Source organism: Sphingopyxis sp. EU05-FHT14B03 (assembly GCF_058790875.1).
In genome coordinates this window covers 1,016,595-1,027,729 of the sequence record NZ_JBYTDC010000003.1, presented here as the reverse complement: position 1 = coordinate 1,027,729, position 11,135 = coordinate 1,016,595, and the positions used below count along the sequence as shown (strand labels likewise).

Annotated in this window: 9 protein-coding genes and 1 pseudogene; 9 read left to right on the top strand and 1 reads right to left on the bottom strand. The window is 62.1% G+C overall.

Annotation, left to right across the window (positions count from 1 at the left end; all coding sequences use genetic code 11):
• Positions 1-182: 182 nt before the first annotated feature.
• Together AC3WS4_RS21450 and AC3WS4_RS21445 are read left to right on the top strand one after the other, a co-directional pair.
• The gene (locus AC3WS4_RS21450; RefSeq protein ID WP_286748895.1) at positions 183-1,358 is read left to right on the top strand and encodes a glycosyltransferase; all 1,176 of its coding nucleotides are present in this window, start codon (positions 183-185) and stop codon (positions 1,356-1,358) included.
• The gene (locus AC3WS4_RS21445; RefSeq protein ID WP_286748893.1) at positions 1,358-2,557 is read left to right on the top strand and encodes an LptF/LptG family permease; all 1,200 of its coding nucleotides are present in this window, start codon (positions 1,358-1,360) and stop codon (positions 2,555-2,557) included. The genes AC3WS4_RS21450 and AC3WS4_RS21445 overlap by 1 nt, the downstream gene beginning before the upstream one ends.
• Before the next feature lie 152 nt (positions 2,558-2,709).
• Here the strand turns inward: AC3WS4_RS21445 and AC3WS4_RS21440 are convergent, their stop codons facing one another.
• On the bottom strand, positions 2,710-3,531 hold the full coding sequence (locus AC3WS4_RS21440; protein ID WP_286748891.1) for an HAD-IB family hydrolase: 822 nt from the start codon (positions 3,529-3,531) through the stop codon (positions 2,710-2,712).
• Here AC3WS4_RS21440 and AC3WS4_RS21435 point away from each other — a divergent pair.
• From AC3WS4_RS21435 to AC3WS4_RS21405, 7 genes and pseudogenes are all read left to right on the top strand, one after another.
• Positions 3,530-4,732: a CDP-glycerol glycerophosphotransferase family protein gene (locus tag AC3WS4_RS21435; RefSeq protein WP_286748890.1), complete on the top strand. Its 1,203-nt coding sequence runs from the start codon at positions 3,530-3,532 to the stop codon at positions 4,730-4,732. The genes AC3WS4_RS21440 and AC3WS4_RS21435 overlap by 2 nt on opposite strands.
• Positions 4,713-6,041 (top strand): lipopolysaccharide biosynthesis protein, encoded by a 1,329-nt coding sequence (locus tag AC3WS4_RS21430; RefSeq protein WP_310311126.1) that lies wholly within the window; start codon positions 4,713-4,715, stop codon positions 6,039-6,041. The genes AC3WS4_RS21435 and AC3WS4_RS21430 overlap by 20 nt, the downstream gene beginning before the upstream one ends.
• Before the next feature lie 113 nt (positions 6,042-6,154).
• Complete coding sequence (locus AC3WS4_RS21425; protein ID WP_286748888.1) at positions 6,155-6,733, top strand: RNA polymerase sigma factor; 579 nt, start codon at positions 6,155-6,157, stop codon at positions 6,731-6,733.
• Positions 6,672-7,670 (top strand): FecR family protein, encoded by a 999-nt coding sequence (locus AC3WS4_RS21420; RefSeq protein ID WP_286748886.1) that lies wholly within the window; start codon positions 6,672-6,674, stop codon positions 7,668-7,670. Before AC3WS4_RS21425 ends, AC3WS4_RS21420 begins: the two co-directional genes overlap by 62 nt.
• Positions 7,671-7,674: 4 nt before the next feature.
• Positions 7,675-10,050 (top strand): TonB-dependent receptor, encoded by a 2,376-nt coding sequence (locus tag AC3WS4_RS21415; protein ID WP_286748884.1) that lies wholly within the window; start codon positions 7,675-7,677, stop codon positions 10,048-10,050.
• Between the two features lie 94 nt (positions 10,051-10,144).
• A complete protein-coding gene (locus AC3WS4_RS21410; RefSeq protein WP_286748883.1) occupies positions 10,145-10,672 on the top strand; it encodes a cytochrome b/b6 domain-containing protein in 528 nt (175 codons plus the stop codon).
• A 76-nt stretch (positions 10,673-10,748) separates the two neighbouring features.
• Positions 10,749-11,095, top strand: a pseudogene (locus AC3WS4_RS21405) (SLC13 family permease); the annotation flags it as partial.
• Positions 11,096-11,135 lie beyond the last annotated feature (40 nt).

Below are 11,135 nucleotides of genomic sequence, written 5' to 3'. Positions count from 1 at the left end.
AAACCAGCATCATATTATCCGAAAAGGGGGTCCCTCTTCGACGCCGATCGGGGGTCCCTTTTGAACGCCGTTTGACAGCCTAAGGCCGCTTCGGCTTTGGTGCTCGTGGGAGCGGGGCCGACGCGCACCGAAGTCGTCATGAACTATCTAAGCGGACTCAAATACCGGCCGCTGGAGCGCAAATGAAGATCGTCGATGTCTGTGCCTTTTACACGCCGCACGGTGGCGGTGTGAAAACCTATATCGACCGCAAACTCGCGATCGGTGCAGCCCTGGGCCACGAAATCATTGTCATCGCGCCTGGCTCGCACGATCATGTCGAGCTGCGGAGCGGTGGTGGCCGGATTGTCTATGTCGCGAGCCCGCAGTTGATCGTCGATCGGCGTTACCGCTATTTCGACGACCCGTCGGCCGTTCACGCCCGGCTCGACACCGAGCGCCCCGATCTCGTCGAAGCCTCCTCTCCCTGGCGCACCGCCAATATCGTTGCCAACTGGCAAGGAAGCGCGCCGCGCTCGCTGATCATGCACGCCGATCCTATGGCGGCCTATGCCTATCGCTGGTTTGGCCGCTTTGGCAGCCGTGAAGCGATCGACAAGAGCTTCGACCTCTTCTGGCGCCATTTGCGCCGGCTCGGCGATCGTTTCGACTGCGTCGTCAGCGCCAATCGCCACCTCTCGTCGCGGCTGCAAGCGGGCGGAGTTGCCGGTGTGACGACGATTCCGATGGGAGTCGATCCCGGCCTCTTCTCGCCGGCGCATCGCGACGCCGGTCTTCGCTGCGACCTGCTCGCACGCTGCGCTCTTCCCGAGCGTGCGAGCCTGCTAATTGGCGTCGGCCGCCACAGCGCCGAAAAGCGCTGGCCGCTGGTCATCGATGCCTGCCTTGCGGCATCGCAGCATCGCCCGATCGGTCTCGCCCTCGTCGGCGACGGCCGCGATCGAGGGCGGATCGTGCGCCATATTGGGAATAATCCGCATGTTCATCTGCTTGCGCCCATCGCCGATCGCCTCCTGCTCGCGAAGCTCATGGCCAGTGCGGACGCCCTGATTCATGGGTGCGAGGCCGAGACTTTCGGTCTGGTGGCGGCTGAGGCGGCTGCGTCGGGATTGCCGCTGATCGTGCCCGATGCGGGCGGCGCTTCCGACTTCGTAGCCCTTGATAATGGCGAATTATATGCGGCAGGCGATGCGGGCGCCGCTGCCCGGGCAATCGGGCGGCTCCTGTCTCGCGACCGGACAAGGCTGATCGCCGCCGCCGCCCGGCGCGCTGCCGATGCCCCACTGATCGACGATCATTTCGGCGCGCTCTTCGACCTTTATGGCGATCTGGCGACGCCGCTGCGCTCGGCCGCCTGATGCCTACGATCGATCTCTATATTGCGCGGCGTATGGCGCGACCCTTCCTTGCCACCGGTGCGATCGTCATATTGCTGCTGAGCCTCGAAAATAGTCGGCGGTTGATGGACTTGCTCGACAATGTCGAACGGCCCGTCCCGGTTCTGATCAAGCTCATGGTCTATCTCGTTCCTGAGTATCTTGGCATCGGCCTCCTGATCTCGGTGTTCGTGGCCGTTGCTCTTGCCTTCCGCGGCTTCGCGATCAACGGCGAACTGGATATATTCGCGTCCATTGGTCTCTCGCCAGCTCGGTTGCTCCGGGTGCCGTTGCTCTTCGGGCTAGCGATTGCCTTGTTGCACGCCGGGCTGCGCGCCTATGTCGAACCGGCTGGGGAGCAGCGGCTCGATGCGCTAGGCGCCTCGATCGCGATCGGCGACCTCGGGCTGTCGGTTGCACCTGGCGAGTTTCTGAGTCCACGCGCCGAGACGGTTTTCCACGTCGACGCCGTCGATCGGCGGACGGGCAAATTTCGCGGTCTTTTCCTGCGCAATCACAATTTGACCGTCGCCGCGCGCGACGGCCGGGTCATCAACGGCGGACGCGGCGGCGTTCTGCTCCGTCTTGCCGATGGCCATGTCATTGCCAGCAAACCAGGCGGGCGTCTTGAGGTCGCCTCCTTCAAGACGATGGCGATGCCGGTCCAGCTGCTTGCGCCGAAGCCCGTCCGCGGGACTGCGCGCCACCGCAATGACCGGCTCATGCTGGGCGATCTGATAAACGTCGCGGCCGATGGCAGGACTTTGGGCGAACGCAGGGCAGCCCGCGCCGCAATCGGCGGTCGCTTCGTCACGGCGGCCTTCATTGTCCTGATCCCTTTTTACGGCTTTGCGCTCGGCATTCCGCCGAAGCGATCGACGTCGGCGCTCGGGCTGGGATGCGGGGTTCTGCTCATCGTCGGATTTGTCCAAGGGATCGTTGCGATCGAAGATAGCGCGCTGGCGCTGGCGCCGCTGATCCAACTCCTGATCCTGCTCGGATTTGCCATGGCGGCGTTTATATTGTTTCGCTTTCAACGCACCCAAGGTCCGGGAGCGATCGAAGCCGCGCTCGTGTCGGCGAGTCGTTCCGCACGCTATATTTCGCGCTGGACGTGGCTTGACCGCTTGATGATGCGTTTTCCGTCCGAGCGCGCGCAGATGTCTGCAACCGGCCGATGACGTCCGACGGTCCTCGGCTTCGCTCTTCGAATCCGGTCAAGCGATCGACAGGCAAGCCCGACGGCCACCGCTTCATTTGGTTGGCGTGTGCACCATTCTGGTGGAATTTGCTGCGCTTCGCCACGCGAAATGTCCGAGACTGATGCAAGGGTTTAGTTCCGCTGTGTCGCAGTCCTTGCCCGAAAGGCGCGATCGCGCGCGGCCGCCTGGCGCCAGTCATACACCGTCCATCCGCGCCGGAGGGCTAGGTCGAGCAATTTCTTGGACGGATTAACCGCTACCGCTTCGTCCGCCCATTCGAAGGTTGGAAGATCCGACAAATCGTCCGAAAAGAACCGAATATGGGCGTGGGCACGGTCGATCTCTTGCCCGGCAAGCCAATGCTCGAGCATGCGCCGCTTGTTTGCGCCGTAGCAATTCTCACCCGCGATCCGCGGCGTCAGCTGGCGACCGTGCCACATCGACGCGGTGCCCACGACATCGGCAACACCGAGCCGATCGGCGAGTGCCTCAAGATAGTAGAGATGCGCGGCCGAGGCGATGACGACCCGCCGCCCGGCGGCGCGCTCCGCCGCAATGCTGGCGATGGCGCCGACGTAAATATTGTTCGCCATGCTGCGCTCCGCATAGGCGGCTGCAAGGTCCGTCACGACGTCCAGATCGACCGCACGTCCGAGCATTAGCCGCTGCATGGCCTGCTTGAGTCGTTTGCGGGTCAGGAGCCGTGCCTTGTAAGCGCCCATGAGACAGACGACCAGCGGGGCGAAGGCGAGCCGCCACGGCGCGCGGCGCCGCGCGGCGAATAGCAGGAACGGCGACCATGTGCCGTGGATGGTGAGCGTCCGGTCGAGATCGAAGACCGAAAGCGGGCAGGATGATGTCATGGGCGGTGTCCTCCGCAATGTAGGACGCCACCCGATTTTTTTTCCGCACTTGCTGCGGGTTTCCCGGCACCGCGGCGTCGTTCCACCCATGCGGATCGGCTTTCTCTTCAACCACGACCAGATCCACCAGATGGCCCACAGCCTGCCAGTCGCGCTTGCCTTGGCGCGCGCGGGCACGGGCGCCGAGATCATCGTCGCTACCACCAACGATCTTCTCGCGCGTGAGGCCGTGCGATTGATGGGCGGAGCGGTGCCGCCGGGCATTCGTTTCGTTGCGCTGCGTCTGAATTCGGCAGCATCGCGGAGCGTAGATGCGCTGCTCGGGTCTCTAATCCCATCCGCCAAATTGCTTATCTACCGCGACAATATCGCCTTCTTTCGCTCGCTCGACTTCCTTGTCGTGACCGAGCGCACGTCGCTGATTCTCAAGACGCGCTACGGTTTGTCATCGCTGCGCATGGTTCTGACCGACCATGGCGCCGGAGATCGGGCAATCGGCTTTGGCAAGTCCGCAGCGTTGTTCGACCATATATTGGCAGCAGGCCCGAAAATCTGTGATCGCCTCACCGGCGAGGCGGGCGTCCTCCCGGAACGGCTGACGATCACCGGCTATCCCAAATTCGATATCGCCGAAGGGAAGGAGCGGCCGATCAAGTTTCGCGGCAGCAATCGGCCTATCGTCCTCTATAATCCGCACGTCTCGCCACATCTTTCGTCCTGGTACAAACAAGGCCGGGCGGTGCTGGACTATTTCCTCGCCAGCGATCGCTACAATCTCATTTTCGCGCCGCATATCATGATGTTCGAACGGCGGATGGCGGTTACGATCGACAAGCTGCGGTTCGGTTTGCCGGGAAGGCTGCACGCTCGCTATGCGGCGGCGGCGAATATTCATATCGATCTTGGCAGTACAGCGTTGACCGACATGAGCTACACGAACGGGGCGGACATCTATCTCGGCGACGTGAGCAGTCAGATTTATGAGTTTCTCAAAACGCCGCGGCCCTGCCTCTTTATCAACTGTCACGGCTTTGACGCTGACCATGATCCAAATTTCGCACACTGGCAGGCCGGGCCGGTGATCTCGGACGCTCGCGATCTCGATCGCGGCCTGGAAGAAGCCGTGAGCGATCACCCGGCACGCTATAGCGCGGTGCAACGGCGGCTTTTCGACCATACCTTCGACCTCACCGCCGAGCCATCGTCGGTGCGCGCCGCTCGCGCAATCGCTTCATTTGCGCGCGTTCGGGAAATTGAAAGCCGATCTATCGATGCCGGCCTTGCGCACTGACGCGGCGGAAAAGTCGCCGGGACCGGTCCGCCGCATCTACCAGAATCTTGGTCTGCTGCTTGGCGGCAAAGCAGCAGCGGGGCTGATCAGTCTCGTCTACGTGGTCGCCGCAGCCCGGATCCTCGGTCCCGAACAATATGGCGTTCTTGTCCTTGTGAACTATTTTGCGATGCTGGTGGGCGGGTTGGTCGCATTTCCCGGCTGGCACGCGATCGTCCGTTATGGCGTCCAGCCGGCTCAAAATGACCATGCGAAGCTTATACGGTTGCTGCGCTTTGTCGGCGCGATCGAGCTTTTGGCGGGACTGGTTGCGGTGATCGTCGCGGCACTCGCCGTCCCGATCGTCGGACCGCTCCTCGGGTGGTCGGCGGACGCGCAGGCATTGGCCATACCCTATTGCTTCGCGGTTCTCGCGACCGTGCGCGCGACCCCTGGCGGGTATCTCCAGATTTTGCGGCGTTTCGACCTGCTTGCGCTCCACAATGTCGTGACTCCGATCATGCGATTGCTTGGTACATTCGTGGTTATCGTCTTCGATCTGGGGCTTACGGCATTTCTGGTCGCATGGCTTGTTGCGGCGCTCGTTGAGGGCGTGTCCCTGTGGATCGCGGCGATCTACCTCGCGCGCCGCCACATGCTCGACCAGCCGCTGCTCGGAGCGGTCGCGGACGCACGGCGCGAGCATGAGGGGCTCGGCCGCTTCATGCTGACCGCCAACGCCGACATCATGCTCGGCGACCTGACGGGTCGGCTTACCCCGCTGATCGTCGGTGCGATGCTCGGCCCGGCTGCGGCGGGTCTTTATTCGATCGCGCACCGGGCAACGATCGTCATTTCCCAGCCCGCGCAGATATTGGGCCAGGCGGCCTATGCCGAGCTCGCTCGTCTGGCTGCCGCCGACGGCGCGAAAACGGCCATTCGTCATGCGCTCGCGCGCTGCGTCGGCATTGCGCTCGCGACGGCGCTGCCTTTGGTCGTCATCCTGGCGTTTTTCTCGCACGAGATTGCGGTGCTGATCGGCGGACCGGCCTTTGCCGGGGCTGCGGCGGTCATGATCTGGCTGACGCTGGCCAAGGTCTTGGCGATGGCTGGCCCTCCGACGAGCGCCGCGCTGATCGCATTGGGGCACCCAGGCTTGTCGGTGGCAGGAAATCTGGTTGCCGGGTTAGGCCTCTTGCCCCTGTTGCCCTTATTCACCAATTCTGCCGGACTGGCGGGCGCCGGCTATCTCGCAATACTGCAGGCCGTGGTCGCAGCGGGCCTGCTGGGTCTTGCGTTATGGCGGGTCACCGCCTCCCACTCCGCATGATGCCGTTGCTCGCCGCAAGTTCGAGGCGGAGGCACACTCCTTTCCTATTTCGCCGAGATCGGACAGACGCTAAACCCTGCCGTGAGAGCGAGAACGGAAGAGCGCCCCACCCGATGACCAAAGCCTCTGGGCTAGAAGCGATATTCCTGGCCAATCGGCCCGCTTTGTCGCGCTATCTGCGCGTTCGCCTTCGCGGTGACGGCGATGGTGAGGATATATTGCAGGACCTGTGGCTAAAGCTTGCGGATATCGACGCGAGCTTAATTGCCGAACCCCTCGCTTATCTTTATCGGACCGCCGAAAATCTGGTGCTGGACCGCCGTCGTTCGGCACAGCGCCGCACCGCGCGCGAGCAGGAGTGGACGAAGGGCCACATCGAGGGGAGCATCGCATCCCCCCGCGACGCCCAGCCATCGGCCGATCGCCTGCTGGTCGCTCGAGACCAGCTTCGGCGCGTCGACGCGGTCCTCGACACATTGCCCGAACGCACGGCCTTCGCTTTTCGCGCGGTGCGGATCGATGGGGTCCCGCAAAAGCAGATTGCCGCTGAAATGGGGATCAGCCTCAGTGCAGTCGAAAAGCATCTGCAAAGGGGGTATCGGGCGGTCCTGGAACTCAAGCAGCAATTGGATGTGGATATCGACGCGCCGCGACGTCAATGGGCCGAAGGAATTGATGATGGCGTCCGGTAGCATCGTTGACGAGGCCATTGCATGGCATGTGCGGTTGCAGGATCCTGCCGCGGATGGGGAATCGTGGGCCGAGTTCACGGCATGGATGGAAGCTGATCCCGCCCATGCCGAAGCCTATGACATCGTCGCTCTCGCCGACGACAGTCTTTCAGACGAACTGGCCGAAACCGGGCCGCTGGTTGCCGACGCACCACTCGCAACCAATGATAATGAACCGGGTGCCCGTCCCTGGTATCGCCGCACCGCCTTTCTTTCGATCGCGGCCAGCCTCGTTCTCGCGCTGTCCCTCTCGCCGATGCTGTTCCGGTCCCCGGGAACGGAAATGATTGCGACCCAGCCGGGTCAAACCCGCGAAATTGCGCTAGCCGACGGATCGAAAATCGCTCTCAATGGCGGCACGACGATCGCACTCGACCGCGAGGCGGAACGCTTCGCCCGCGTAGAAAGCGGCGAGGTGATCTTCATGATCAAGCATGACAGCGCGCGTCCGTTTATCGTCGAGACGGAGGACGGGACGCTTCGCGATGTCGGGACGATCTTCAACGTGCGGCAATCCGTCGACGGCCTCGAAGTCGCGGTGTCTGAAGGTAGCGTGCAATACCAGCCGAATGCCGAGGCGGTGACGCTCACGGCGGGCAAGCAGCTCCGCGTCAAGCGTGGAACCTCGAAAGCCGTCGTCTCGGCAATCGATCCGGCCACGGTGGGAGGATGGCAACGGGGCAGGCTCAGCTATCGCGATGCGCCGCTCGCCACCATCGCTCTCGATTTGTCGCGGTCGCTCGGTACGCCGGTGACCGTATCGCCTGACCTTGCGAGCCGCCGCTTTTCTGGTGTTATCCGCATCGACCGAGATGAAGCGCGACTCTTCCGGCAACTCGAATCCTTGCTTGGCGTCCGTGCGCGGCATAGTGCCAAAGGATGGCAATTGACGCGCTGATCCGGTGACCTGGGGCTATTTTCTTCCTGCTGCGGCGGTGGCCATTTGGTCTGCGAGTCCGGCTTCAGCCGCGGAAAGCCGGCAATTCGATATTCCGGCCCAGCGCCTCGACAATGCTTTGATCACGCTCGGCAACGCGGCGCAAATCTCGATCGGAGGGATTGACCAGCGCCTTGCCGGCGCGCGCAGCAAGGCCGTTCGCGGGCGGATGACGATTGCGCAGGCGCTGACTATGATGCTGCGCGGCACCGGCTTCACCTATCAGATCGTCGATTCGCAGACGGTGCGCATCATCGCAATCCCGCCGCGCGCGAAGCCCAAGCCGGCAGCGCGGCGACCCGCATTGCCCGAATCTCCGCGGCCCGAAGCGGCTGCACCTCCGCCTGCGGAAATCGTTGTTACCGCCACCAAGCAAGGTCAGGCGCTCGACAGCTATCCCGGCACCGCGCACATTGAATCCGTCGGCAGCGCCGGCCTTGGCGAAAGCCAGGGCACTGCGGCTTTCGTTGCCCGGATCCCTACGCTTACCTCGACAAATCTTGGACCCGGCCGCAACAAATTATTCGTGCGCGGCATCGCCGACAGCAGTTTTTCGGGGCCGACCCAATCGACCGTGGGTCTCTATCTCGGCGATCTGCGTCTCACCTATAATGCTCCCGAGCCGGACCTCCGCCTTTATGACATCGACCGCATCGAAGTGATCGAAGGGCCACAAGGCACTCTTTATGGCGCTGGCGCACTCGGCGGCATCGTCCGGATCATTCCCAAAATGGCGGACAATGGCGGGCTTCATGCCTCGGCGACCGCCGGGCGTTCGATCACGCGCGATGCCGGCCCGGGCTATGATCTGGGCGGAATGGTCAACATACCGATTATGCGCGATCGGGTCGCTCTGCGGGTGGTAGGCTACAAGCAGGTCGAAGGCGGCTATATCAACAATGCGACGCTGGGTGCGAGCAATACCAATCGGACGCGCATCGATGGTGCGCGCGCAAACCTGCGTATCGAACCTGGCGATGCCTGGACGATCGACTTTAACGCGCTGCTTCAGAATATCGACACGCGCGATGGCCAATATGCCGAGACCGATCAACCGATCCGAACCCATGCGGCCAATATCGCCCAGCCACATGACAATGATTTCAAGGCAGCCAGCCTGGAAATCGCCAAGGACTGGGGTGATGTCAAACTCATCTCATCTACGGGGATCGTCGATCACGACCTGTCGGAGACTTTCGACGCGACGGGTTATGGCGGCAATGCGCAAGTCCAGGTCTTCGAAGGGCATGAGGCCATCCGCCTTCTGACCCATGAGACACGCCTTTCGCGCAGCGGTTCGGCGGGTGACAGCTGGGTCGCGGGCATAGGTTTCGTGCACAACATCGATCGTATCGATCGCCGTCTCGGTGCGCTGGACGCACCCGTCACACTGGCACGGCTGCGAAATGAGAAGACCGAGGTCGCCGTCTTTGGCGAGGCGACCCAGCGTATCGCCCCCCGACTGTCAGGAACAGTGGGCGTAAGGTTGGTGTTCGCCGAGACGGTCGGTGAATTGATGGGCGGTTCGGGCGAGGAGTTCGAGCCGAAACGTCGGCAGGTCCGCTTGCTTCCGACCGCCGCTTTGTCTTGGAGACTCGCTCCCCAACTGCTTACCTTCCTGCGCTATCAGAGTGGATTTCGCAGCGGTGGCATCGCCATTACCGACGGTCAGGCGAACGCGGCTCAGCGGTTCGAGTCCGATACCATTCACACAGCCGAACTAGGCGTCAGGCTTGGTCGCGAAGACGATAGGTCGAGCTCCCGTTTTTCGGGCGGTATCACGACGTTCTACTCGATCTGGAACGACATCCAGGCCGACCTGATCGGTGCGGACGGTTTGCCTTTCACCGACAATATCGGCCGCGGCACCGTCTATGGAGCCGAAATCAACACACGCTGGCATATATCCGACGAGCTATTTGTCGATGGCGCCTTGTTCGTGATCCGCAGCGCACTGAGTAACCCCGCCGAGGGATTCGACGAAGCCGACGAACGGCCGCTCCCCAATATCGCCAGAACCGGCGCCCGACTTACCGCGGCATGGGAAAGACCGCTGTCCGACGGTCTAAGCTTCAAGCTCAACGGAACCGCGAGGCTGATCGGCGGATCGAGCCTCGGGACGACTGCGCCGCTAATCCTCGAGCATGGCGAAACGACCCAGGTCGATCTCTCGGCGTCGCTCGGGTCAAAAGATTGGATGCTGACGATCGATGCCACCAACCTCCTGAACATAAGCGGAAACAGCTTTTCCTACGGCAATCCGTTCACCGTCGCTGAAGGCAAGCAGATAACACCGTTGCGGCCACGGACGTTCCGGATAGGGGTTCGTATAGGCTTTTGATAAGCAGGAATATTGGGCGGCTCCAATCGGCGATCGTTTCCATATGAGAGGGTGGACTATGTCTGAAGTTACAACGAAACACCCGCGGTCGGCTGTGACGAAGATTCTGCACTGGTTGGCGGCGCTGGCTATCATCGCGCAATTGGGATTGAGCCTCGTGATGCAAAGCCCGTCGCGTAACCGGCCGGGAGACAGCTTCTTCGAAATCCATGAAAAGGTCGGCATCGCCGCAACCGCGATCCTCGTCGCTTTCTGGATTTGGAGCATTATTCGCTCCGGCGAAACGCGCTTGGTCGCCTTTTTCCCTTGGTTTTCCTCGAAGCACCTCCGCCTGGTTGCAACAGATGCCAAAAGGCTTTTCGCGCCGCTTGAGCCTGGAAGTACCGAACGGCCGTTTGCCAGCGCCATTCATGGTCTGGGCCTTGTCATCGCGACGGTAATGGCGCTGAGTGGCGTTGTTGGCTATTTCGTCGCACCGGCCAAGCCGCTTCTGGAAGTTCACGAAACAGTAGCCCCGTTGATGTGGGCTTATCTCGTCGGGCATGTCGCCGTCTCACTTCTGCACGAGTTGCGCGGCGAACGGATCATCGGGGCCATGCTGTCCCTGTCAGCACGAAAATAGGACGAGTTTCAGTGTGCGGGATTGGCGACTGAATGCCGCCATCGCGAAAGCTGCCTCAAGTCTATGGTCGCGACTTTTGCTGACGGTGATCCTGAGCGAGCTCTTATCGAACGCCACCGTCGCGGTACTGGTTACACCGCTTGCGGTCGCGCTCGCCGACAGCCTGGGGGTAGTCCGCGGTCATTCCTTGTCATGGTTGTGATGGCGGCAAGCGCCGTGTTCGCGACGCCGTTCGGCTATCCGACGAAGGTGATCGCCTATTAGATGGGCGGTTACCGCTATCTCGACGTTGTCCGCATCGGTCTGCGGCTCAATATGATCACTTTCGTTGTGGCGATCGCCCGCCATCCTCGTCGTGTTTCTATTCTGACGCCGCCATGCCAGGAAATTGCGCTGCGAGCAGATGCGCGGGGCCGCGCTTGACTTGCTATTCTCGCACGGTCGCGACTACCAACCTCACCGG

Excerpts from the sequence above, each read along its gene's own strand:
- AC3WS4_RS21450 (WP_286748895.1), top strand. The coding sequence starts at position 183 with ATGAAGATCGTCGATGTCTGTGCCTTTTACACGCCGCACGGTGGCGGT.
- AC3WS4_RS21430 (WP_310311126.1), top strand. The coding sequence starts at position 4,713 with ATGCCGGCCTTGCGCACTGACGCGGCGGAAAAGTCGCCGGGACCGGTC.
- AC3WS4_RS21425 (WP_286748888.1), top strand. The coding sequence starts at position 6,155 with ATGACCAAAGCCTCTGGGCTAGAAGCGATATTCCTGGCCAATCGGCCC.
- AC3WS4_RS21420 (WP_286748886.1), top strand. The coding sequence starts at position 6,672 with ATGTGGATATCGACGCGCCGCGACGTCAATGGGCCGAAGGAATTGATG.
- AC3WS4_RS21435 (WP_286748890.1), top strand. The coding sequence starts at position 3,530 with ATGCGGATCGGCTTTCTCTTCAACCACGACCAGATCCACCAGATGGCC.
- AC3WS4_RS21440 (WP_286748891.1), bottom strand. The coding sequence starts at position 3,531 with ATGGGTGGAACGACGCCGCGGTGCCGGGAAACCCGCAGCAAGTGCGGA.
- AC3WS4_RS21445 (WP_286748893.1), top strand. The coding sequence starts at position 1,358 with ATGCCTACGATCGATCTCTATATTGCGCGGCGTATGGCGCGACCCTTC.